The organism is Acidovorax sp. M2(2025) (genome assembly GCF_049330835.1).
Lineage (GTDB): Bacteria > Pseudomonadota > Gammaproteobacteria > Burkholderiales > Burkholderiaceae_C > Acidovorax.
Genome location: NZ_CP186262.1, coordinates 4,118,348 through 4,141,582 on the forward strand (window position 1 = coordinate 4,118,348; position 23,235 = coordinate 4,141,582).

General features: G+C 69.1%; 20 protein-coding genes and 1 tRNA gene. 13 read left to right on the forward strand and 8 right to left on the reverse strand.

Going from position 1 to position 23,235, the window contains the following annotated elements; all coding sequences use genetic code 11:
- Positions 1-261: 261 nt before the first annotated feature.
- The gene (locus ACOYR3_RS18950; RefSeq protein ID WP_422843855.1) at positions 262-2,010 is read left to right on the forward strand and encodes an alkaline phosphatase D family protein; all 1,749 of its coding nucleotides are present in this window, start codon (positions 262-264) and stop codon (positions 2,008-2,010) included.
- Between the two features lie 36 nt (positions 2,011-2,046).
- Here ACOYR3_RS18950 and ACOYR3_RS18955 read toward each other — a convergent pair whose 3' ends face one another.
- Positions 2,047-2,826, reverse strand: a complete 780-nt coding sequence (locus tag ACOYR3_RS18955) for an IclR family transcriptional regulator domain-containing protein (RefSeq protein ID WP_422843856.1) — start codon at positions 2,824-2,826, stop codon at positions 2,047-2,049.
- A gap of 216 nt (positions 2,827-3,042) precedes the next feature.
- On the opposite strand from ACOYR3_RS18955, the gene pobA reads away from it, so the two are divergent.
- Complete coding sequence (pobA, locus tag ACOYR3_RS18960; RefSeq protein ID WP_422843857.1) at positions 3,043-4,233, forward strand: 4-hydroxybenzoate 3-monooxygenase; 1,191 nt, start codon at positions 3,043-3,045, stop codon at positions 4,231-4,233.
- Positions 4,234-4,405: 172 nt separating this feature from the next.
- Here the strand turns inward: pobA and purH are convergent, their stop codons facing one another.
- The 4 genes from purH to ACOYR3_RS18980 form a co-directional block, all read right to left on the reverse strand.
- A complete protein-coding gene (purH, locus tag ACOYR3_RS18965; RefSeq protein WP_422843858.1) occupies positions 4,406-6,010 on the reverse strand; it encodes a bifunctional phosphoribosylaminoimidazolecarboxamide formyltransferase/IMP cyclohydrolase in 1,605 nt (534 codons plus the stop codon).
- 96 nt (positions 6,011-6,106) lie between these two features.
- Positions 6,107-6,340 carry a Fis family transcriptional regulator gene (locus ACOYR3_RS18970; RefSeq protein WP_015015597.1) on the reverse strand — a complete coding sequence of 78 codons (234 nt, stop codon included), beginning with the start codon at positions 6,338-6,340 and terminating at the stop codon, positions 6,107-6,109.
- Positions 6,337-7,383 carry a tRNA dihydrouridine synthase DusB gene (gene dusB, locus ACOYR3_RS18975; RefSeq protein WP_422843859.1) on the reverse strand — a complete coding sequence of 349 codons (1,047 nt, stop codon included), beginning with the start codon at positions 7,381-7,383 and terminating at the stop codon, positions 6,337-6,339. Before dusB ends, ACOYR3_RS18970 begins: the two co-directional genes overlap by 4 nt.
- Before the next feature lie 190 nt (positions 7,384-7,573).
- Complete coding sequence (locus ACOYR3_RS18980) at positions 7,574-8,152, reverse strand: D-Ala-D-Ala dipeptidase (RefSeq protein WP_422843860.1); 579 nt, start codon at positions 8,150-8,152, stop codon at positions 7,574-7,576.
- A gap of 182 nt (positions 8,153-8,334) precedes the next feature.
- On the opposite strand from ACOYR3_RS18980, the gene ACOYR3_RS18985 reads away from it, so the two are divergent.
- On the forward strand, positions 8,335-8,817 hold the full coding sequence (locus ACOYR3_RS18985; RefSeq protein ID WP_422843861.1) for a YqaA family protein: 483 nt from the start codon (positions 8,335-8,337) through the stop codon (positions 8,815-8,817).
- A gap of 19 nt (positions 8,818-8,836) precedes the next feature.
- Here the strand turns inward: ACOYR3_RS18985 and ACOYR3_RS18990 are convergent, their stop codons facing one another.
- From ACOYR3_RS18990 to ACOYR3_RS19000, 3 genes are all read right to left on the reverse strand, one after another.
- Positions 8,837-10,000, reverse strand: coding sequence for a diguanylate cyclase (locus ACOYR3_RS18990; protein WP_422843862.1), 1,164 nt, complete (start codon positions 9,998-10,000; stop codon positions 8,837-8,839).
- 242 nt (positions 10,001-10,242) lie between these two features.
- Positions 10,243-11,337: a redox-regulated ATPase YchF gene (ychF, locus tag ACOYR3_RS18995; RefSeq protein ID WP_422843863.1), complete on the reverse strand. Its 1,095-nt coding sequence runs from the start codon at positions 11,335-11,337 to the stop codon at positions 10,243-10,245.
- Between the two features lie 80 nt (positions 11,338-11,417).
- Positions 11,418-12,287: an MOSC domain-containing protein gene (locus ACOYR3_RS19000; RefSeq protein WP_422843864.1), complete on the reverse strand. Its 870-nt coding sequence runs from the start codon at positions 12,285-12,287 to the stop codon at positions 11,418-11,420.
- A 104-nt stretch (positions 12,288-12,391) separates the two neighbouring features.
- Here ACOYR3_RS19000 and ACOYR3_RS19005 point away from each other — a divergent pair, with 104 nt between their 5' ends.
- From ACOYR3_RS19005 to ACOYR3_RS19050, 10 genes are all read left to right on the forward strand, one after another.
- Positions 12,392-13,528, forward strand: coding sequence for an FAD-dependent monooxygenase (locus ACOYR3_RS19005; protein ID WP_422843865.1), 1,137 nt, complete (start codon positions 12,392-12,394; stop codon positions 13,526-13,528).
- Positions 13,529-13,576: 48 nt separating this feature from the next.
- The gene (locus ACOYR3_RS19010; protein WP_422843866.1) at positions 13,577-14,311 is read left to right on the forward strand and encodes a DsbC family protein; all 735 of its coding nucleotides are present in this window, start codon (positions 13,577-13,579) and stop codon (positions 14,309-14,311) included.
- A 92-nt stretch (positions 14,312-14,403) separates the two neighbouring features.
- Positions 14,404-16,266, forward strand: a complete 1,863-nt coding sequence (locus ACOYR3_RS19015) for a M61 family metallopeptidase (protein ID WP_422843867.1) — start codon at positions 14,404-14,406, stop codon at positions 16,264-16,266.
- Between the two features lie 125 nt (positions 16,267-16,391).
- On the forward strand, positions 16,392-17,171 hold the full coding sequence (locus ACOYR3_RS19020; RefSeq protein WP_422843868.1) for an enoyl-CoA hydratase: 780 nt from the start codon (positions 16,392-16,394) through the stop codon (positions 17,169-17,171).
- 25 nt (positions 17,172-17,196) lie between these two features.
- A tRNA-Met gene (locus ACOYR3_RS19025) sits at positions 17,197-17,273 on the forward strand.
- 221 nt (positions 17,274-17,494) lie between these two features.
- Entirely contained in the window at positions 17,495-17,938 is a 444-nt protein-coding gene (locus ACOYR3_RS19030; protein ID WP_422843869.1) for a hypothetical protein, read from the forward strand.
- Between the two features lie 119 nt (positions 17,939-18,057).
- Positions 18,058-19,419 carry a tRNA (N6-isopentenyl adenosine(37)-C2)-methylthiotransferase MiaB gene (gene miaB, locus ACOYR3_RS19035; protein WP_422843870.1) on the forward strand — a complete coding sequence of 454 codons (1,362 nt, stop codon included), beginning with the start codon at positions 18,058-18,060 and terminating at the stop codon, positions 19,417-19,419.
- A 48-nt stretch (positions 19,420-19,467) separates the two neighbouring features.
- A complete protein-coding gene (locus tag ACOYR3_RS19040) occupies positions 19,468-20,928 on the forward strand; it encodes an ATP-binding protein (RefSeq protein ID WP_422843871.1) in 1,461 nt (486 codons plus the stop codon).
- Positions 20,918-21,625: a hypothetical protein gene (locus ACOYR3_RS19045; protein ID WP_422843872.1), complete on the forward strand. Its 708-nt coding sequence runs from the start codon at positions 20,918-20,920 to the stop codon at positions 21,623-21,625. The genes ACOYR3_RS19040 and ACOYR3_RS19045 overlap by 11 nt, the downstream gene beginning before the upstream one ends.
- A gap of 63 nt (positions 21,626-21,688) precedes the next feature.
- A complete protein-coding gene (locus tag ACOYR3_RS19050; RefSeq protein WP_422843873.1) occupies positions 21,689-23,104 on the forward strand; it encodes a sigma 54-interacting transcriptional regulator in 1,416 nt (471 codons plus the stop codon).
- Positions 23,105-23,235: the final 131 nt, after the last annotated feature.

Below are 23,235 nucleotides of genomic sequence, written 5' to 3' on the forward strand. Positions count from 1 at the left end.
TGATTAGCGACCTACCTCAGACGCTTTCTCTTCCCCACCCGTTCGGGCTGAGCCTGTCGAAGCCTTGCACGCGCTCTGCAAGCCCTGGCTTCGACGGGTTCAGCCCGAACGAATGGAGTGGTATCTGAGACAAGTAACTAATCAGGCCAAAAGACCAAAATGCTGCCGCGGGCCTCGGCGCTCCGCGGCGTGCGGCCGTGTTTCATACGGCCGTCATGGGGGGTGTGCACGCTTGGGTGTTTGTCCCACGTACACGGCGCCATGACACACCCTCTTCCTCCCTTTTCTTCCCATCCGATTCGCGACGCCGCCGCGGCAGACCCCGGCCGGCGCCGTTTTGTGCGCCAGCTGGGCGCGGCGGCCGCGGCCCTGGGCGCGCTGCCGCTGACCGCGTGCGGCGGTGGCGACGACGCGCCCGCCGTCCAGTTTGCGCACGGCATCGCCAGTGGCGACCCGCTGGCGGACCGCGTGATCCTGTGGACCCGGGTCACGCCGCCCGCGGGCCACACCGGCGACATCCCCGTGGATTGGGAAGTGGCGGCCGACAGGGCCTTCGCCACCCTGGTGGCGCACGGCCAGGCAACGGCCGCTGCGGGCAAGGACTTCACCGTGAAGGTGGATGCCACCGGGCTCAAGCCCGCCACGGTGTACTACTACCGCTTCCGCGCGTACGCGGCCACCTCCGCCGCGGGACGCACCCGCACCCTGCCCACGGGCAGCGTGGCCCAGGTGAAGCTGGCGGTCTTCTCCTGCGCCAACTACCCGGCCGGGTACTTCAACGTCTATGCCGATGCAGCCCGGCGCAACGACCTGGATGCCACCGTGCACCTGGGCGACTACATCTACGAATACGGCCAGGGGGGCTATGCCTCGGCCAACGCGGGCGCCCTGGGCCGCCTCTCCGCTCCCGCCCAGGAAATCGTGAGCCTGGCCGACTACCGCCAGCGCCACGCGCAGTACAAGACAGACCCCGACCTGCAGGCCCTGCATGCCGCGGCACCCATGATCGCCGTGTGGGACGACCACGAAATCGCCAACGACACCTGGCGCGAGGGTGCGGACAATCACCAAAGCGCCACCGAAGGCAGCTTCGGCACGCGCAAGGCCGCGGCCATGCAGGCCTACCACGAGTGGATGCCCACCCGCAACGCGCAGCCGGAGCTGATCTACCGCAGCTTCGCCTTCGGCAACCTGGTGGCCCTGCACATGCTGGACACCCGCGTCGTGGGCCGCGACGAGCAGCTGAGCTATGGCAAGTTCCTCACCGCCGGCGGCCTTGACGCGGCAGGCTTCACCGCGGCCGTGGGCCACCCCGGCCGCCAGCTGATGGGCACGGCCCAGACCCAGTGGCTGCAACAGCAGATGGCAAGCTCCGCCGCCACCTGGCAGGTGCTGGGCCAGCAGGTGCTGATGGGCCGCATGAACATTCCCGCGCCCATCCTCATGGAAACCGTGCAGCCCGGCACGGGGCTTTCCTTCGGCCAATATGCCGCGCTGGCGGCCCGTGCACGCACCAATCCCGGCAGCCTCACGCCCGCCGAGCAGGCCATCTTGGCCCAGCCCGCCATCCCCTACAACCTGGACGCCTGGGACGGCTACCAGGCCGCGCGCGAGACGGTGCTGGCCACCTCGCGCAGCCTGGGCAAGAACCTGGTCGTGCTGTCGGGCGACACCCACAACGCCTGGGCCAACGAGCTGCAGGACCGCAACGGCAACGCGGTGGGCGTGGAGTTCGCCACGTCCTCCGTGACATCGCCAGGGTTTGAGGAATACCTGCCCAACGAAAACCCTGCCATGCTGGCGAGCGCGCTGCAGCAGATGATTGCCCCACTGAAATACTGCGACACCGCGCGCCGCGGCTACCTGGTGCTCACGGCCACGGCCAGCGAATGCCGTGCGGACTGGGTGTACGTCAGCACCATCACCAGCCGCAACTACACGGCCAGCACGGACAAGTCGCTCAAGGTGGTGGCCGGCGCAGCCGGCGCGGGCCGCATCGTCGCCGCCTGACGCAGCGCGAGCGGCCGCTCCCCGCGCTGCGCGCCACTACAGCAGCCCGCGCAGCTCCCGCGCGGCGTCCTGCAGCAGCGGCAGCATGTCACGCTGCAGGCTGCCCTCGTCGATCTGCTTGGGGGACGCCACCACGTTCAGCGCCGCCACGGTGCGGCCCTGCAGGTTGCGCAGCGGCACGGCCAGGGCGTGCACGCCCAGTTCGTGCTCCTCCACGGCCAGGCAGTAGTCGTCGCGCCGCGCCTGGGCAATCACCTGGCGCAGCGGCCCGACCTGCGTGATGGTGCGGGGCGTGAGCCGCTGCAGCGTGCGCCCCTTGAGCCAGGCCGTCAGCTCGGCGGGCGGTAGCGCGGCCAGCAACACGCGCCCCGTGGACGTGGGGTGCGCCGGCAGCCGCGCCCCCAGGTGCAGACCGTACGCCAGCACCCGCGCCGGCGCGCCGTACACGCCGCTGCGCGCCACGATCACGACCTCGTCCCCGTCCAGCACCACGGCCGAGAACGACTGCTGCGTCTGCGCGGCCAGCCGGTTCAGCGTGGGTTGCAGCACGCGCGGCAGCCGGGCCGAGGCCAAGTAGCTGCCCGAGAACCGCAGCACCTTGGGCGCCAGCCAGAAGTAGCTGCCATCCGTTTCCAGGTAGCCCAGGTGCGCCAGCGTGAGCAGGTGCCGCCGCGCCGCCGCCCGCGTGAGGCCCGTGCGCTGCGCGGCCAGCGTGGCGTTCAGCCGCTGGCGCTCGGTGTCAAAGCTCTCCAGCACGGCCAGGCCCTTGGCCATGCCTTCGATGAAGTCTGCCTTGGCGATGGGGACGCTGCTCATGGATTGGTAACGAAGGGCCGATAAAACCGCCCGTGCCGGGCACTGCGACAAGTGCGCGATGATCGCACAAGCAGTTCAGCAACCGCACGCAATCCGCCCCGCGGCCTCGCGGTTTGATTTGCATCAACCTACGCTTGACCCACATCAATCAGCCAGGCGGCGGCCCCCAAGGCGTCCGCCGCCCTGCCCCCGCCATTGCTTTGTGAGGTGTTTTCCATGCGTACCCAGGTTGCCATCATTGGCGCAGGCCCCGCCGGCCTGCTGCTCGGCCAGTTGCTATTCAAGTCCGGCATCGACGCCGTCATCATCGAGCAGCGCAGCCCCGACTACGTGCTCGGCCGCATCCGCGCCGGCGTGCTGGAGCAGGTCAGCATGGACCTGCTCGACCAGGCCGGCGTGGGTGCACGCGCCCATGCCGAGGGGTTGCCGCACGACGGCATCGAGCTGCTCTTCAAGGGTGCGCGCCACCGCATCGACCTGCATGCGCTCAGCGGCGGCAGCCGCGTGACGGTATACGGCCAGACCGAAGTGACCCGCGACCTGATGGATGCGCGCGCCGCGGAGGGGCTGACCACGGTGTACGAAGCCCACAACGTGAGCGTGCACGACTTCGATGGCCAGCACCCACGCGTGACCTACGAGAAGGACGGCCAGACCCACACCCTGGACTGCGACTTCATCGCGGGCTGTGACGGCTACCACGGCGTGTGCCGCGCCAGCGCCCCGGCGGATCTGCTCAAGACCTACGAGCGTGTGTACCCCTTCGGCTGGCTGGGCGTGCTGGCCGACGTGCCACCCGTCTCGCACGAACTGATCTATGCCAACACCGAGCGGGGCTTTGCGCTGTGCAGCATGCGCAGCACCACCCGCAGCCGGTATTACGTGCAGGTGCCCAACACCGACAAGGTCGAGAACTGGAGCATTGATCAGTTCTGGGCCGAGCTGGGCAACCGCCTGGACCCCGAAGCACGCGCCAACCTCGTCACCGGCCCGGCGCTGGAAATGAGCATTGCCCCGCTGCGCAGCTTCGTGGCCGAACCCATGCGCTTTGGCCGCCTGTTCCTGGCCGGCGATGCCGCTCACATCGTGCCGCCCACGGGCGCCAAGGGCCTGAACCTCGCCGCCAGCGACGTGGGCTATCTGTGGTCGGCACTGACCGAGTTCTACCAGGAGAAGTCCGCCGCCGGCATCGACACCTACTCCGACCGCTGCCTGCGCCGCGTGTGGCGCGCCGAGCGGTTCTCGTGGTGGTTCACCTCGCTGATGCACCGCTTCCCGGAGACCGGCGAGTTCGGCCAGAAGATCCAGGAGGCCGAACTGGACTATCTGGTGAACTCACGGGCTGCCTCCGTGTCGCTGGCCGAAAACTATGTGGGGTTGCCGATGAACTTTGGAGCGAACCGGTAGCTAAACCCAGGGTTCTTCGCGCGCGCCAGGACCGGTAGAACGCGCGCGGCCCAGGCCAGCGACCGCCGCGCAAGGGCCGCCCCGCCGCGCTGGCGGTGTCCCCCTTCCCGAATGGCACAGCCATTCGAGAGAAGGGGGAAGGCGCGCAGCGCCTCAGGGGGATGTACCGAATTCAATGCCGGAAGTGGCGCACGCCGCTGAAGACCATGGCCACGCCGCGCTCGTTGGCAGCGTCAATCACTTCGTTGTCGCGCATCGAGCCACCGGGCTGGATCACGCAGGTCGCGCCCGCGTCCACCACCACATCCAGACCATCGCGGAAGGGGAAGAAGGCGTCGCTGGCCACCACCGTGCCCTGCAGCGTGAGGCCGGCGTGGCCGGCCTTGATGCTGGCGATGCGGGCGGAATCCAGGCGGCTCATCTGGCCGGCGCCCACGCCCATGGTCATGCCGCCCTTGCAGAAGACGATGGCGTTGCTCTTGACGTACTTGGCCACCTTCCAGGCGAACAGCAGATCTTCCATTTCTTCCAGCGTGGGCTGCTTCTTGGTGACGACCTTCAGGTCCACCAGCGAAAGCTCGTGGTTGTCGGCCGTCTGCAGCAGCAGGCCGGAGCCGATGCGCTTGGCGTCCATGGCATTGCGGCCGCGCTCCCAGTCCGTCTTGCCGCCGTGGGCCGGTGGCAGCGCGATCTTGAGCAGGCGCACGTTGACCTTGCTCTTGAAGATCTCCAGCGCCTCGGCCGTGAAGTCGGGCGCCATCAGCACTTCCACAAACTGCTTGCTGATCTGCGCGGCTGCGGCGCCATCCAGCGCGCGGTTCAGGGCGATGATGCCGCCGAACGCGCTGGTCGGGTCGGTCTTGAAGGCCTTGCTGTAGGCATCCAGGGCGTCCAGGCCCACGGCCACGCCGCAGGGGTTGGCGTGCTTGACGATCACGCAGGCCGCGGCGTCAAAGCTCTTGACGCATTCCCAGGCCGCGTCGGCGTCGGCGATGTTGTTGTAGCTCAGCTCCTTGCCCTGCAGCTGCTCGGCCGTGACCAGCGAGCCGGGCGCGGGGTGCAGGTCGCGGTACAGCGCGGCTTGCTGGTGGCTGTTTTCGCCGTAGCGCAGGTCCTGCACCTTGGTGAAGATGCCGTTGCTCTGGCCGGGGAACAGGGTGCGCGTGGGCACGTAGGTTTCCGACAGCTTGTCTTCATCGAAGGTGACGGACGAGAGGTAGTCGCTGATCGCGCCGTCGTACTGCGCGATGCGGTTGAATGCCGCCACCGACAGCGCGAAGCGCAACTTGTCGCTGAGCTTGCCGCCGGCCTTCAGCTCGGCCAGCACGGCCTCGTACTGGTCGGCCGAAGTGATCACGCCCACGTCCTGCCAGTTCTTGGCGGCGCTGCGCACCATGGCGGGGCCGCCGATGTCGATGTTCTCGATGGCATCGGCCAGCGTGCAGCCGGCCTTGGCCACGGTGGCTTCAAACGGGTAGAGGTTGACCACCAGCAGGTCGATGGTGTCGATGCCGTGCTCCTTCAGCGCGGCCATGTGGGCGGGCACATCGCGGCGGGCCAGCAGGCCGCCGTGCACCTTGGGGTGCAGCGTCTTCACGCGGCCGTCGAGCATCTCGGGGAATTGCGTGACCTCGGCCACTTCGGTCACGGGCAGGCCGTTGTCGGCCAGCAGCTTGGCGGTGCCGCCGGTGGACAGCAGCCTGATGCCCAGCGCGTGCAGCGCTTGCGCGAATTCGACGATGCCGGTCTTGTCGGAGACGGAGAGGAGTGCGTTCATGGTGGTGGTGCAGAGTTTTGAATAAAAACGGGCTGCAGCGCTTATGTATCAAGCGCAAACAGCTATCAAATCAATAGTAAATGCCTGACATCCGGCTCACAGCAGCTTGTGCTCGACCAGCTTCTTGCGCAGCGTGTTGCGGTTCAGGCCCAGCCATTCGGCCGCGCGCGACTGGTTGTTGTCGGCCTGCTGCATCACGACTTCCAGCAGCGGGCGCTCGACCACGCGCACCAGCATGTCGTACATGCCATCGGGCGTCTCGCCGCCCAGGTCGCGGAAGTAGCCCTGCAGGCTCTCGCGCACGCATTCCTCGATGTGTTTCTTGCTCATGCAGCCAATCCCTCTTGTTCTTCTGTGTCGGCGTCCGCGGCGGTGGCGGCGGGCAGCCGGTCCATCTGCTGCGCAAGGGCATCCAGATAGTCGGCCACGGCCTGCCACTGCGTGGCGCAGTCTTCAATGGTGTTGATGTGTTGCCGCAAGGCCTCGCCACCCGGCAGCGCGCGCAGGTACCAGGCAATGTGCTTGCGCGCACTGCGCACGCCGGTCTGCTCGCCGTACAGGTGGTAGTGGTCTTGCAGGTGGTCCAGCAGCAGGCGGCGCACCTCGGCCACCAGCGGTGGCGCCAGGTGTTCGCCCGTGGCCAGGAAGTGGCCGATCTCGCGGAAGATCCACGGCCGGCCCTGGGCTGCGCGGCCAATCATGACCGCGTCCGCCCCGGTGATGGCGAGCACATCGCGCGCCTTTTCGGGCGACTTGATGTCGCCGTTGGCCACCACGGGCACCTTCACCGCGGACTTCACCGCCGCGATGGTGTCGTATTCGGCCTGGCCTTTGTAGCCCTGCTCGCGCGTGCGGCCGTGCACCGTCAGCATCTGGATGCCCACGGACTCGAACTGCCGCGCCAGCGTGACCGCGTTCTTGTGCTGCTGGCACCAGCCCGTGCGCATCTTCAAAGTGACGGGCACGTTGAAAGGCGCGCAGGCCTCGACGACCGCGGCGGCGATCTCCACCGCCAGGGCCTCGTTCTGCATCAGGGCGGAACCCGCCCACTTGTTGCAGACCTTCTTGGCCGGGCAACCCATGTTGATGTCGATGATCTGCGCGCCGCGTTCCACGTTGTAGACCGCGGCCTCGGCCATCATCGGCGCATCGGTGCCGGCAATCTGCACGGCAATGGGACCCGGCTCCCCTGCATGGTTGGCCCGGCGCGAGGTCTTGAGGCTGTTCCACAAGTCCTTGCGCGAGGTCACCATCTCGCTCACCGCATACCCCGCGCCCAGCGCCTTGCACAGCTGGCGGAAGGGCCGGTCGGTGACGCCCGCCATCGGGGCGACGAACAGCCGGTTCGCCAGGGGAATGTGGCCGATCTGCATGGGGCGGGAAGGGGTGGGGGGCAGCAGCGGATGCTGAAAAAGGAGGCAGGATTGTACCTGCTCAAAATTTCAGCAAATGAAATGATGAAACGATCCGCTCAGCTTCCAAGGCAGACGGGCCGGCGCCCCCGCCTGTGCCGCCGCTGCGCGCCAGCCCGTACCGCGGCGCGGCGCACGCCCCCCCCGCGCCTCAGCGGGCGGCCAGGTCCGTGTCCGCCGCGTTAGCAGGCACCGCCGCCGGGGCGCGCCGGGCAAACCGCCACCAGGCTTCGGCCGCACCATCCCACTGGTGGCGCGCCATCAGGGTGCGCAGCCACTCCCGGTTGTAGAGCACGTCGGGCGAGTAGCCCTGCGCGCTGCGTTCCGCCCCCGGCTGCAGCACCCCGGCGGGGGTGCCCATGTCCACCACCTGCCCATCCGCCAGCGGGCCGCGCACGACCTTGCGGGCCTTCATGCCGTCCACCACGCGCACCCGCACGACCCAGCCGGGGCCGGCACCGGGGCAGGTGGCCTCCAGGGCCATGCCCTGCTGCGCCAGCTCCCGGGCCGCTGCGCCCAGTCCGTCGGAGGCCTGCGCCACCTGTTGCGTGCAGGCCGCCGGCTCTGCCGATGTCCACTGCCCGCCGGCCGCAGCCGGCACCGCCGCCTGCGGGCTGTGGACGCAGGCTGCCAGCAGCAGGGCGAGCAGCGCCGAGGGCCACCGCATGCCCGGCGGCATGGCCGCCTGCCTGCGATGGGTATGGGCGCCTTGGCATGGTTCACGGTGCATGGGGCCTCCTCCTGGTACGGTCCGTCTGGGGTGGTCGCCGTGCCTCCTTGCAGGGACACGGGAACAGGCTTCCACGATAGTGGCGCACCCTTTGCCGGCGCATGCGTGTTCGCCGCCAGCCTGCGTAGGACGGCGCCGCCTGGTACCGATGCACGGGCAGCGCCCGCCTACACTCGGCGCGTATGGAAATCTGGATGCACCAGCTGCTGCAATGGCTCGCCCTGCCGCAATTCGGCCTGAGCACGGTCCTCGTCGTGTCGTTCATCTCGGCCACGCTGCTGCCGCTGGGGTCCGAGCCGGCTGTGTTCGGCCTTGTCAAGCTCAATCCAGACCTCTTCTGGCCGGCCATCCTGGTGGCCACGGTCGGCAACACCCTGGGGGGCGCCGTGAGCTGGTGGATGGGCCTGGGTGCCCACAAGGTGGTGGACAAGGCGCGCGGCAGCGCCACGGAGGTGCGCGCCCTGCAATGGCTGCGGCGCTTTGGCGCACGCGCCTGCCTGCTGAGCTGGCTGCCGGTGGTGGGGGACCCGCTGTGCGCCGTGGCCGGCTGGCTCAAGCTGCCGTTCTGGCCCTGCCTGGCCTACATGGCCGTGGGCAAGTTCTTGCGCTACCTGGCGATGACCAGCGCGCTGCTGTACGCCCTGCCCGGCCACCTCGCCGTGTGAGCGGCCGCCGCGCCCGCCGTCAGGCGGCGCCCGCGGCCTCGGGCAGCAGCGAATCGTCGCGCGCCACGGGCTCCTCGACCACCACCTGGTTGCGCCCGCCCTCCTTGGCCAAGTACATGGCGGTATCAGCCCGCGAGAAGAACTCCAGCACCGATTCGCCCATCACGTACTGGGTGACGCCCACCGAGACGGTGACGCGCCCCTTGAGCAGCCCGCTCCAGGCGTGGTTTTCCACCTGGGCACGGATGCGCTCGCAGGTGTTGAGCGCGGGCAGCAGCGTGGTGGCGGGGAAGATCAGCAAGAATTCTTCGCCCCCATAGCGGCCGAACACGTCCCCGCCGCGCACTCCCTGCTGCGCAATGCGGGCAAAGCCGCGCAGCACTTCGTCCCCCTCCAGGTGGCCCAGCTCGTCATTGATGCGCTTGAAGTGGTCCAGGTCCAGCACCGCCAGGCACAGCGGAATGCCGCTCTCGTCCGCCAGCTGCTTTTGCTCTTCCAGCGCCGCCAGGATGTAGCGGCGGTTGAAGCACCCGAGCAGCGGATCGCGCTGCGCATCCTCCTGGATGTTCTTGATCTTGCGGCTGGCGTGGTAGAGGCTGCGGTACAGGCGCTGCACCCGCCCCATGAGCACGATGAACGCCGGCAGCGACAAGGCCAGCGACAGCCAGTGCAGCATGCCCAGACGCAGCAGCGCACTGCCAGGCTGCTGCACCGCATGCAGGCCCACCACCCCGGCATACAGCGCCAGCAGGCCGCCCGTGAGCGCCAGCAGTGCCGTGCGCGGCACCGTGAAGATGCCGTAGGCCACGGCCACGAAGGCAAAGGGAGCCAGCAGGATCTGGGTGACCGGCGCGAGGTAGGCCACGCCCAGCATGGCCGCCATGGCCGTCGCCACCATGGCCAGCTTGAGGTGCCTGTGGCGCACCTTCTTGTACAGGCCGGTGCTGAACACGACCCAGAACACGCCGCAGCCCACGGCCACCAGCGCGCACAGCGCCGCCAGCACCGGCAGCTCCACCACCCCCAGGGCGGCAAAGCCGGCCAGCGCCAGCACGTACAAACTGATCAGCCCACCCGCGTGCAGCCACTGCCGCACGGCGCTCTGCCCGCCCTGCGGCCCCATCCCGTCCATGGCCCGGCGGGCAGGCCGCACGGCCACGGAAGACGAGTCATCGAACTCCATGACAGCTTCGGACAGCGGAAAAGCGTCCGTCGCCGAAAACGGATTCTTGCGACGAAAAAACATGCGGAGGCGGGCACAAGCCCCAGTTCGTAGAAGGGGCATTTCACCACAGCGACATCACTGTCGGCGTTGACCCCTGACAAACAAGCCCGCGCATCTTGGACAAAATGCGCGGGCTTCTCGGGGGTCTGGGGTGTCCCGGCCCTGCGGCCGGACGCAAACCGCCCAGCGGCGGCCGGGGCTCAGACGTTGAACAGGAAGTTCAGGACATCGCCGTCCTTGACCACGTAGTCCTTGCCTTCGGCGCGCATCTTGCCCGCGTCCTTGGCGCCCTGCTCGCCCTTGTAGGCGATGAAGTCGTCGAACGCGATGGTCTGGGCCCGGATGAAACCGCGCTCGAAGTCGCCGTGGATCACGCCGGCGGCCTGGGGCGCCGTGTCGCCCACGTGGATGGTCCAGGCGCGCACTTCCTTCACGCCGGCCGTGAAATAGGTCTGCAGGCCCAGCAGGCTGAAGCCCGCGCGGATCAGGCGGTTCAGGCCGGGCTCTTCCAGGCCCATTTCCTGCAGGAACATGTCGCGGTCTTCGTCGCTCATCTCGGCCATCTCGGCCTCGATCTTGGCGCAGATGGCCACCACCGGCGCGCCCTGGGCGGCGGCGTATTCCTTGAGGCGATCGAGCAGCGGGTTGTTGTCGAACCCATCCTCGCTCACGTTGCCCACGAACATCGCCGGCTTGGCGGTGATCAGGCAGAACTGCTTGAGCAGCGGAGCGTCCTCCTTGCTCACCGGGACGCTGCGGGCCGGCTTGCCTTCGTTGAGCGCCGCCTGAATGGGCGTGAGCAGCGAGACGAGCTTGGCCGCCTCCTTGTCGTTGCCCGACTTGGCCGCCTTGCTGTAGCGGTTCAGCGCCTTCTCGACCGTGCCCAGGTCGGCCAGGCACAGCTCGGTCTGGATGACCTCGATGTCGGCGATGGGGTCCACGCGGCCCGCCACGTGGATCACGTTGGGGTCTTCAAAGCAGCGCACCACGTTCACGATGGCGTCGGTCTCGCGGATGTGCGCCAGGAACTGGTTGCCCAGGCCTTCGCCCTTGGAAGCACCCGCAACCAGGCCCGCGATGTCCACGAACTCGACGATGGCGGGGACGATGCGCTCGGGGTGGATGATTTCGGCCAGCTGCGAAAGGCGCGGATCCGGCACCTCCACCACGCCGGTGTTGGGCTCGATGGTGCAGAAGGGGTAGTTTTCGGCGGCGATGCCGGCCTTGGTCAGCGCATTGAAAAGGGTGGACTTGCCAACGTTGGGCAGGCCCACGATGCCGCATTGGAGGCTCATGGCGTGGCTTTCTGGGAATTCGGGGACAAACCGCTGATTTTACGGGGCCGGCATGTCCCGCCCGCTGGCGGGCCCGCCCGTCACTCGAAACGCAGGTCCGCCGCCACGCGCTGGCCCACCCGCAGCACCTGGCCCGCGCCCTGCCGCACGATGGCATTCATGCCGAAGGTGATGGCGCCGTCCAGCCGCTTGTCCTGCCGGTAGGTGCGCAAGGTGGCGCCCACGCTGGCCGAGCGCTCGGCCGTGGCGGGATCGATGTCCGGAATGGGGCAGCGTGCGCAAGGTTTCACGGGCTGCAGGTGGACTTCGCCAGCGGCATCGTCCACGCGCAGCAGGTCCACCCGGTCCTCATCGTGCGCGCCCACCCCGCCCAGCACCACGTTCGGCCGAAACCGCTCGATGCCCACCGGCGCATGCCCGGCGGCCTGCAGGCGCGCGTTGAGCTCGTCCATCGACGCCTCGCTGGCCACCAGCAGCGGAAACCCGTCCGCAAACTGGTTGGGCACCTCGATGCCGCCGGTCCACTCCAGGCTGGACAGCCGCCGGTGCTCGGGGTCGAAGCGCACCATCCGGCAAGGCTGCCCCAGAAAGTCCGAGAACCACTGGGCCGCCACGGCGCCCATGTCCCAGGCAGGCACGGTGTCGCGCCACACGGTCACGGTGGCGGGCGCTTCCACGGCGTCGAGCGCCACATGCAGCGCCAGCATGCCCGGGGCGCGCAACACCATCTCGTCGCTCTTGAGCTGCGGCCGGACCAGGGCCATGCGGGGCAGCGCGCGCTGCGTCAGGAACCTGCCGTCCGCATCCACCACCATCCAGGCGCGGTCCAGGTCCAGCCCGGTTTCGGTGAGCAAGGCTTCCTGCACCTCGATGCCGGCGCAGGATTTGACGGGGTACACGAACAGGCGGGCAATGGTGCCGGACAGGTCGGAATCGGTGGGAAAGGTCACGCGGCGTCGCTCCTCTACGCTCTACACACAGCCGCCCTCGCAAAGGGGCGGAGCCCGATTGTGCTCTGCCGCCGCCGCGCGAAGGCCCCTCCTACAATGCGCCCATGGCCCAAACCTTTGATATCTGTATTCGCGGCGGCGGCATTGTGGGCAAGACCCTGGCCCTGCTGCTGGCCCGGGAGCGGCTGAAAGTGGCCCTGGTGGCGGTGCCGGGCGCCGCGGGCCCGGCCCTGTCGGACGTTCGGGCCTATGCGCTGAATGCGGCATCGCGGCAGCTGCTGGAATCGCTGCGCAGCTGGCCGGACGCCGAACATGCCACCGCCGTGCGGTCCATGCACGTGCAGGGCGACCAGGACGGCGCCGTGCACTTCGACGCCGCCACCCAGGGGGTGGATGCCCTGACCTGGATCGTGGATGTGCCCGCCCTGGAGGCGCGCCTGGCCGAGGCCGTGCGCTACCAGCCGCAGGTGGAAGTGGTGGCCGCCCCCGCGCCGGCCGCGCTGACGGTGGTGTGCGAAGGGCGCGCAAGCAGCACCCGCGAAGAGTTTGGCGCCACCTTCCACGTCACGCCGTATCCGCAGCACGCCATCGCCACCCGGCTGCAGTGCGAACGCCCGCACGGGCAGGTGGCCCGGCAGTGGTTCCTGCCCGACGGGATCCTGGCGTTCCTGCCCCTGGGCGGGCCGCAAGGGCATTCCGTCGCCGTCGTCTGGTCGGTGCCCCAAGGCGAGGCCGCAGCGCTGCTGGCACTGCCGCCCGAGGATTTCGCCCAGCGGCTGGGCGAAGCCAGCCAGCACGCCCTCGGCACGCTGACCCTGAGCGCCGAACGCGCCGCCTGGCCCCTGCAGCTGGCCCGCGCCGACCGCTGGTGCGGCAGCCTGCCCCCGGCGGGCGGCAAGGCCGCGCGCAGCTGGGTGCTGGCCGGCGACGCCGCGCACAACGTGCACCCCCTGGCCGGCCAGGGGCTGAACCTGGGCCTGGCCGATGCCCAGGCGCTCGCCCGCGTGCTGCACGGCAGGGACTACTGGCGCAGCGTGGCCGATCTGCGGCTGCTGCGGCAGTACGAGCGGGAGCGCAAGGCGGCCCTGGTACCCATGGGGCTGGCCACGGACGGGCTGCAGCAGCTCTTCTCCCGGCCCGAAGGCGCGCTGCAATCGCTGCGCAACTGGGGCATGAAGGGTTTCGAGCGCAGCAACCTCCTGAAGAATTTCGTGGCCCGGCAGGCCATGGGAAACTATTGATCCCCCGGCGGACTCCCTGCAGAGCCCCCAACGTTGAACGAGAACTCCATGAAACTGATTCCCTCCCTGCTCGCCGCCGCCACCCTGGCTTGCGGTTTTGCCGCTTCCGCACAAGAAGCGGACATCCGCAAGGCGCTCGCCGAGCGCATTCCCCAGATGGACAAGATTGACGAGGTGCGCCCCACGGCCATGAAGGGCCTGTACGAAGTGCGCATCGGGACGGACCTGTTCTACACCGACGCCAAGGGCGACTACGTGATCCAGGGCGAGCTGATCGACACCAAGATGCGCCGCAACCTGACGGAAGACCGCATCACCAAGCTCACCGCCATCAACTTTGCCGCGCTGCCCTTCAAGGACGCGATCACCATCGTGCGCGGCGACGGCAAGCGCAAGGTGGCGGTGTTCGAAGACCCCAACTGCGGCTACTGCAAGCGCTTTGAGCGCGACCTGCAGAACGTGGACAACGTGACGGTGTACCTGTTCCTGTACCCCATACTGAGCCCGGATTCCGCCGAGAAGTCGCGCAACATCTGGTGCTCCAAGGACCCGGTGACCGCCTGGCAAGACCAGATGGTGCGTGACAAGGCCGCCCCCGCCGCGAGCTGCGACACTGGCGCCCTGCAGCGCAACCTGGCCCTGGGCCGCAAGCACAAGATCACCGGAACGCCGACCCTGATTTTCGCCAACGGAGCCCGCGTGCCCGGCGCCATCGGCGCCAAGGACGTGGAAAAGCGGCTCGCAGAAGCCGGCGCTGGCACCGAGCCGACCGCCACCAACTGATCCACCGCGGACCGCGGCATGCGCGCCGCCCGCGGTCCCAGCCCGCCCACCGCCCGCCCGCTTCGGGCGGCCGCCCGAACCGCCGTCTCCGCATGCCTACTTCCCGCCCGCCCAAAGCCCCCGCCGGCGTTCACTACCGTGTGGAGCCCTCGGACGTCCTGGCCCATCTGTTCCGCGTCACGCTGACCATCGCGCGGCCCGCGCCGGGGCAGGAGGTCTCGCTGCCGGTCTGGATTCCGGGCAGCTACCTGGTGCGGGAGTTTTCCAAGAACCTGCAGGAGCTGCGGGCCACCCAGGGCCGCGCCACGGTGCGGCTGACCCAGCGGGACAAGCACCGCTGGCAGGCCGACTGCACCGCCGGCGCGCCCCTGGTGCTGACCTATGCAGTCTGCGCCTACGACACCTCGGTGCGCACCGCCTGGCTCGACGCTTCGCGGGGGTTCTTCAACGGCACCAGCCTGTGCCTGCGCGTGCACGGACAGGAAGCCCAGCGCCACACGCTGGAGATCGCCCGCACGCCGGCCACCGCCGAATGGTCTGCGGCCACCGGCCTGCCTGCACTGCAGGTGGACCGCAAGGGCTTCGGCCTGTATGCAGCGGCGAACTATGACGAGCTGGTCGACTGCCCGGTGGAAATGGGCACCTTCTGGGTGGGGCGGTTCACCGCGTGCGGCGTGCCCCACCGCTTCGTGGTGGCCGGCGCGGCGCCGTCGTTTGACGGCAAGCGCCTGCTGGACGACGCGCGCAAGGTCTGCGAGACCGCCATCCGCTTCTGGCACGGCGAGGGCAAGCCGCCGTTCAAGAACTACCTGTTCCTGCTCAACGCCGTGGGCGACGGCTACGGCGGCCTGGAGCACCGCAACTCCACCGCGCTGATCTGCGGCAGGCGCGACCTGCCGCGCCTGGGCGAAGCCCGTGCCAGCGAGGGCTACACCACGCTGCTGGGGCTCATCAGCCACGAATATTTCCACACCTGGAACGTCAAGCGCCTGCGCCCGGCCGAGTTCGCCACGTACGACTATGCGCGCGAGAACTACACCGAGCTGCTGTGGTTCTTCGAGGGCTTCACGAGCTATTACGACGACCTGCTGCTGCGCCGCGCCGGCCTGATCGACGACGCGACCTACCTGCGGCTCATCACCAAGACGGTCAACCAGGTGCTGCAGACCCCCGGCCGCTTCGTGCAGACGGTGGCGCAGGCCAGCTTCGACGCCTGGGTGAAGTACTACCGCCAGGACGAGAACACCCCCAACGCGACGGTGAGCTACTACACCAAGGGCTCGCTGGTGGCCCTGTGCCTGGACCTGGCGCTGCGCAGCAGCGGCGGCGCAGGTGGCCGGGCCAGCCTGGACGAAGCCCTGCGGATGCTGTGGACGCGCAGCCAGGGCGGCCCCGTGACCGAGGCCGACCTGCGCGCCGCGCTGCACGACCTGGCCGGCCGGGCGTTCGACGCGGAACTGGACCAGTGGGTGCACAGCACCACCGAGCTGCCCCTGGCCCAGCTGCTGCAGGCGCACGGCGTGCAGCTCAAGGCCGAGGCGCCGCAGTGGGCGCAGCGGCTCGGGCTGCGGGTGTCGGAAACCCACAGCGTGCACATCAAGACCGTGCTGCGCGGCGGGCTGGCCGAGAAGGCCGGCATGGTGCCCGGCGACGAATGGCTGGGGCTGGAGGCCGACGGCCAGGGCTGGCGCATCAGCAAGCTGGACGACGTGGCCTTCTATGCCGGCACGGCGGCCACCGTGACCGCCCTGGTGGCCCGCGACGGGCGGCTGCTGCGCCTGGCGCTGGAGCTGCCCGGCCGCGGCCCTCAAGCGCCAGCGCCGAAACCGCAGCGCAGCGCCGCCAAAACGGCGCGAACCGCCAAGGCCGCTGCCGCTGTCCCGGCGCCGAACCCGCCCGACACCATCAGCCTGTCGGTCAGCGACACCGCCGCCCTGCAGCGCTGGCTGGGCTGAAGCGCCGGCGCTTCCGCGCGCCGCTGCACCGGCGCCCTACGGTGTTCTACCTACGCCTGCGGCGGCCTGCCGGCCTTGGGTATAGTCGTTCGGCTGTCACAACCCCTATAAACCCAGGAGATCCCATGGCCTACGAAACCATCGAGGTCCGCGTCGAAGCGGACAAGGTCGGCGTCATCACGCTCAACCGTCCCAAACAGCTGAATGCCCTGAACGACCAGCTGATGAACGAGCTGGGCGCGGCGCTCAAGGCCTTCGATGCGGACGAGAAGATCGGCTGCACCATCCTCACCGGCAGCGAAAAGGCGTTTGCCGCCGGCGCGGACATCGGCGCCATGGCCAAGTACACCTTTGCGGACACGTACAAGGGCGACTACATCACCCGCAACTGGGAAACCATCCGCTCGGTGCGCAAGCCCGTGATCGCCGCGGTGAGCGGCTTCGCCCTGGGCGGCGGCTGCGAACTGGCGATGATGTGCGACTTCATCATCGCCGCGGACAACGCCCGGTTCGGCCAGCCCGAAATCAAGCTGGGCGTGATCCCCGGCGCCGGCGGCACGCAGCGCCTGCCGCGCGCTGTGGGCAAGGCCAAGGCCATGGACATGGCCCTGACGGGCCGCATGATGGACGCGGCCGAGGCCGAGCGCGCCGGGCTGGTCAGCCGCGTGGTGCCCTACGACAAGCTCATGGACGAAGCGCTGGGCGCCGCCCTGGTGATTGCCGGGTTCTCCCAGATCGCCGTGATGGCCGCCAAGGAATCGGTGAACCGTGCCTTCGAAGGCACCCTCTCCGACGGCGTGATGTTCGAACGCCGCCTCTTCCACGCACTGTTCGCCACCCAGGACCAGAAGGAAGGCATGGACGCTTTCATGAACAAGCGCGCGGCGAACTTTACGCACCAATAATTTCTGTTCTATAATTTGCGGCTTCGGTGGTATAGCTCAGTTGGTTAGAGCGCAGCATTCATAATGCTGATGTCCCAGGTTCAAGTCCCGGTACCACCACCACATACCAACCCACAGTGCCCGCGCACTGTGGGTTTTTTTCTTGGGGCGCTGCTTCAAAAAGAGGAGCTGCTGCCGCTGGATGAGGCTGCTTTCTGGCACCAAAATGCCTTGGAATCCGCTCCAGACAAGCGCGAACAGCTATCTTTTTTGACCCTACCCGGGCTACCATCCGCCGCCGGGCCCCCTCTTAGAATCGCTGCTTCAGCCCCTGGATGTACACCATGAACCGCTGCACCACGACCTCGCGCTCCGTCTTCTCCTTCACCCCCCGGTCCCGCGGGCTTCTCGCCGGACTGGCTTGCTCGCTCGCCCTGTGCGCCCTGCCCGCGGCCGCCCAGGTGCAGCCCGGGCTCGGCGGCGTGCGCACATTCCCGGAGGCGGCCCTGCGCGGCAACCTGACCCTGAATTCGGCGACCGAGGCCACGCTCAACGGCCGCACCATCCGCATGGCCCCCGGCATGCGCCTGCTGAGCCCCCAGAACACGCTGGTGATGATCCACTCCGTGCTGGGCCAGAGCTACAAGGTGAACTACGTCATCGAAAACAGCACCGGCATGCTGCTGACCGCGTGGATCCTCACGCAGGGCGAAGCCGAACAGCCCCGCAAGGGCAGCGACATGGTCGAGCGGAACTTCCGCGCCGAGTCCGACCCCGTCCAGAAGTAAGCGCCGACCGCGCAGCCGCCGCGCCCCGCCCACGGGCGCGCGGGCGGCCCCGTACCGGCGGTGCGCTGCGGCGTGCCGCCCCGTTGTTCCTTTTCCGATTGCCCGATTGCGAGCCCGCCATGGCCAAAAAAGTCTTCATCAAAACCTTCGGCTGCCAGATGAACGAGTACGACTCGGACAAGATGGCCGACGTGCTGGGCGCGGCCCAGGGCTACGAGCCCACGCAGAACGTGGACGAGGCCGACCTGATCCTCTTCAACACCTGCTCCGTGCGCGAGAAGGCGCAGGAAAAGGTGTTCAGCGACCTGGGCCGCATCAAGCACCTGAAGGCGCGGGGCGTGAAGATCGGTGTGGGCGGCTGCGTGGCCAGCCAGGAGGGCGCGGAGATCATCAAGCGCGCCCCCTACGTGGACGTGGTGTTCGGCCCGCAGACGCTGCACCGCCTGCCCGAGATGCTGAACCAGCGCGAGCGCCTGGACAAACCGCAGGTGGACATCAGCTTCCCCGAGATCGAGAAGTTCGACCACCTGCCTCCGGCGCGGGTGGAGGGTGCAAGCGCCTTTGTCTCCATCATGGAAGGCTGCAGCAAGTACTGCAGCTACTGCGTGGTGCCCTACACCCGCGGCGAGGAAGTGAGCCGCCCGTTTGACGACGTGCTGGTGGAGGTGGCGGGCCTGGCCGACCAGGGCGTGAAGGAAGTCACCCTGCTGGGCCAGAACGTGAACGCCTACCTGGGCAAGATGGGCGGCACGGCCGAGGTGGCGGACTTTGCCCTGCTGCTGGAATACGTGGCGGACATCCCGGGCATCGAGCGCATCCGCTACACCACCAGCCACCCCAACGAGTTCACGCCCCGTCTCATTGACGCCTACGCCCGGATTCCCAAGCTGGCCAGCCACCTGCACCTGCCCGTGCAGCACGGCAGCGACCGCATCCTGATGGCCATGAAGCGCGGCTACACCGCCATGGAATACAAGAGCACGGTGCGCAAGCTGCGCGCCATCCGCCCCGACCTGGCCATGAGCAGCGACTTCATCGTCGGCTTCCCCGGCGAGACCGAGGACGACTTCAACAAGATGATGAAGCTGATCGACGACATCCACTTCGACAACAGCTTCAGCTTCATCTTCAGCCCGCGCCCCGGCACGCCCGCCGCGGGCCTGCACGACGACACGCCGCACGACGTGAAGCTGCGCCGCCTGCAGGAGCTGCAGGCAGTCATCAACGCCAACATCAAGTCCATCAGCGAGAGCCGGGTCGGCACCGTGCAGCGCATCCTGGTGGAAGGCACGTCCAAGCGCGATGCCAACGAACTCATGGGCCGCACCGAATGCAACCGCGTGGTCAACTTTGCGGGCCACCCGCGCCTAGTGGGCCAGATGGTGGACGTGCACGTCACCGAGGCCAAGGCCTACACGCTGCGCGGTGAAGTGGTGCAGCTGCCGCACGCGCAGCCCGAAGCCGCCGCCGCGGCGGGCTGAGCGCCGCCGCAGCAGCACCCGCCTTTCTTTTCCCCTCAGCGCCGCCCTGTGGAGACGTCCCCGCCCACCCCGCCCCGCACGCGCCCCGAGGGGTGGCTGCACGGCTTGTCCTTCCAGCAGCTGCTGCTGCTGGCCTTCCTGCTGATTGCGGGGCTGCTGGGCGTGAGCTCGCTGCGCGCCTTGTACACGCTGGAACAGCTGATGCTGCAAAGCCGCCTGGGCGCCGCGCAGGCCACCGCGCTCAGCACCGCGGCCCAGGCACTCAGCCAGCGCGGCCAGGCCCTGGAGCGCGCGGCCCGGCAGTCCCTGGTGCTGCGCGACGCGCCCCTGCGCCGCAGCTTTGACGAGATGGCGGTGGAGGCCGCAGGGCTGCTGGAGCAGCTGCGCAAGGGCGGGCTGGCGCAGGACCAGTCCGCCGCATGGCATACCCATCTCGACGCCGTCAAGGCGCTGCTGGACGCCGCGCCCGACCGTGCGCTGGAGAACGAGCAGCGCGTTGCGGAGGAATTCGTGTCGCTGGAAGCGCTGCACACCGCCATCGCGCAGTCGGTGCAGGAGCTGAACACCCAGCGCATCCGCGAGCTGCAGGACCGGCTGGAAGCCAGCCGGCGCAGCGTGACGCACCAGGTGGTGGGCGTGATCGTGCTGGCGCTGGTGCTGGCCCTGGCGCTGGGCATCTGGCTGGCCCGCCCGTTCAAGCGGCTGGAACGCGCCATACGCCGCCTGGGCGAAAACCAGCTGCAGGCGCCCGTGGCCATCTACGGCCCGGACGACGTGCGGCGCGTGGGCCAGCAGCTGGAATGGCTGCGCCTGCGGCTGCTGGAGCTGGACGCCGACAAGGCGCGTTTCCTGCGCCATGTGTCGCACGAGCTCAAGACCCCGCTGGCCGCGCTGCGCGAGGGTGTGGCGCTGCTGCAGGACGGGGTGACGGGCGAGCTCAACGCCGGGCAGCGCGAGGTCGCGCAGATCCTGCACCACAACACGCTGGTGCTGCAGGAGGAGATCGAGGCCCTGCTGCGCTTCAACGCCGCGGCCTTCGAAGCCCGGCAGCTGCGGCGCCAGGACACCGACCTGCTGGCGCTGCTGGAAGCCCAGGTCGAGGCGCAGCGGCTGCAGTGGCAGGCGCGGGGGCTGCGGGTGCTGGTGGAAGGCACGCCGGCGACCCTGCAGATCGACGCCGAGAAAATAGCCTCCGCCGTCAGCAACCTGCTGTCCAACGCCATCCGTTTCTCGCCCAAGGGGGGAACGGTGCGGCTGACCCTCTCGCGCCACGGCGACCGGGTGTTCGTGGACGTGTCGGACCAGGGCCCGGGCGTGGCCCAGGCCGACCGCGACCGCGTCTTCGAGCCCTTTTACCGGGGCGTGCGCCAACCCGAGGGCGCGGTGCGCGGCACCGGCATCGGGCTGTCCATCGTCCAGGAGTACGTCGTCGCCCACGGCGGCCGCGTGCGGCTGGTCGAAGAGGGCGTGCACTCCTTCTTTCGCATGGAACTACCCGATGCCGCCTGATTGCTTCCCCTCCCACGCCGCCACACCGGCCGGCCCCGCCCGGGGCCTGCTGCTGGCGGCAGCCTTGCTGCTGGCGGGCTGCAGCGCCACGGCCCCCCGCGCGGCAGCGTCGCCCGAACCCGCACCGGCCCGCACGGCCGAGCCCGCCGGGACGGCGGCTGCGCCCGCCGCAGAGCCTGCGGCCGCGCCGGCCCCCGAGCCCGCCCGCCCGCCCGCGGCCCCGGCGCCGCAGGCCGGGACCGCGCTAGACCAAGTGCTGGCCTACAGCGACCGCGTCCTGCGCCTGCCGCCGGCAGAGCTGGCCCGCGAAGTGGCCCGCCTGGGCGAGGCCGAGGACGCATCGCCCGACACCCCGCTGCTGCTGGCCACCGCCCTGGCGCAGACCCGCCAGCCGGTGGATACGGCGCGTGCGCTCGGCCTGGTGCAGCGGGTGCTGGGCAGCAGCACCGCGCCCGCGCAAGCCCTGCACCCGCTGGCACGGCTGATGGAGGCGCGCCTGCTGCAGCAGCGCCGCCTGGAAGACCAGCTGGAGCGCCAAGCCCAGCAGCTGCGCGATGCCCAGCGGCGCAACGACCAGCTCAACGAACGCCTGGAGGCCGTGCGCGCCATCGAACGCAGCCTGACCACCCGCCCCGCAGCGCTGCCGTCCAGCCCGCCCGCCCCGGCAGGCAGCGGCCCGCAGCGGCCCGCCCCTTGACGCGCCCCTGGCGCCCGTCCCATCCGCCCGCACCCGCCCTGAACCGCCCCGATGCCCAGATCCATGCCCGCAGCCCACGCTCCCTCCCGCGCAACGCCTTCGGCCCGCATCCTGGTGGTGGATGACGATGCGGACATGCTCCGCCTGCTGTCGCTGCGGCTGCAGGCGGCGGGGTACGAGGTGGTGGCCGTGGGCTCGGCCGAGGCGGCGCTGGCCCAGCTCGACATGGCCCGCCCGCAGCTGGTGCTGAGCGACGTGCGGCTGCCGGGCCGCGACGGGCTGGCGCTGTTTGACGAGGTGCGGTCGCGGCACCCGTCCCTGCCGGTCATCCTGCTCACCGCCCACGGCACCATCCCCGATGCGGTGGAAGCCACCTCCCGCGGGGTGTTCACCTACCTGACCAAGCCCTACGACGGCAAGGAGCTGCTGGAAAAAATCGCACAGGCGCTGGCCCTGAGCGCCCCGGCGGTCACCCACGCCCAGGCCAACGAAGCCTGGCGCGCTGAAATCGTGAGCCGCTCCAACCGGATGACCGACCTGCTGGCCGAGGCCTACATGGTCGCCCAGTCCGATGCCAGCATGCTGCTGCTGGGCGACAGCGGAACGGGCAAGGAACTGCTGGCCCAGGCCATCCACCGGGCCAGCCCGCGCGCCCGCCACCCGTTTGTTGCCGTGAACTGCGGCGCCATCCCCGAGACCCTGCTCGAGTCCGAGCTGTTCGGCCACGTCAAGGGAGCCTTTACCGACGCCGTGAGCAACCACAAGGGGCTGTTCCAGGCCGCGGACGGCGGCACGCTGCTGCTGGACGAGATCGGGGACATGCCCCCGGCGCTGCAGGTCAAGCTGCTGCGGGTGCTGCAGGAGCGGGCCGTGCGGCCCGTGGGCGCCAGCCAGTCCATCCCCGTGAACGTGCGCATCATCTCGGCCACCCACCGCGACCTGGAGGCGGCCATGGCGGCCGCCCAGTTCCGCGAAGACCTGTACTACCGGCTCAACGTGGTCACGCTGGCGCTGCCAACGCTGGCGGACCGGCGCGAAGACATCGCCCTGCTGGCGAACCATTTCCTGGACAAGCTCGCGCGCAAGTACGACAAGCGCCTGTCGGGCTTCGCGCCCGAAGCGCTCAAGGCCCTGACGACGGCGGCCTGGCCCGGCAACGTGCGCCAGCTCTACAACGTGGTGGAACAGGTGTGCGCCCTGTCCACCACGCCGCTGGTGCCCCTGACGCTGGTGCAGCGCGCGCTGCGCACGCCGTCCACGCAGGTCCTCAGCTTTGCGGAGGCGCGCCAGCGCTTCGAGCGCGACTACCTGGTGGGGCTGCTGAAGATGACCGACGGCAATGTGGCCGACGCCGCGCGCCTGGCGCAACGCAACCGCACCGAGTTCTACCGCCTGCTGCAAAAACACGCGCTGACGCCCGGCCATTTCAAGGCCGACGCGGGCGACGGCGACGATGTCGCCACCGAGCGACAAGACTAAGCCGTTGATTTCGCTGGTCTTTTTTGCCTGCACCGGGCAAGCTGTCGCTGAACCACGACAAAAACCGCCCCAGCGGCCGCCGAAACCCGCGCCGCACAACTGCTTACATGCAGAGCCGCCGCTAACCACTT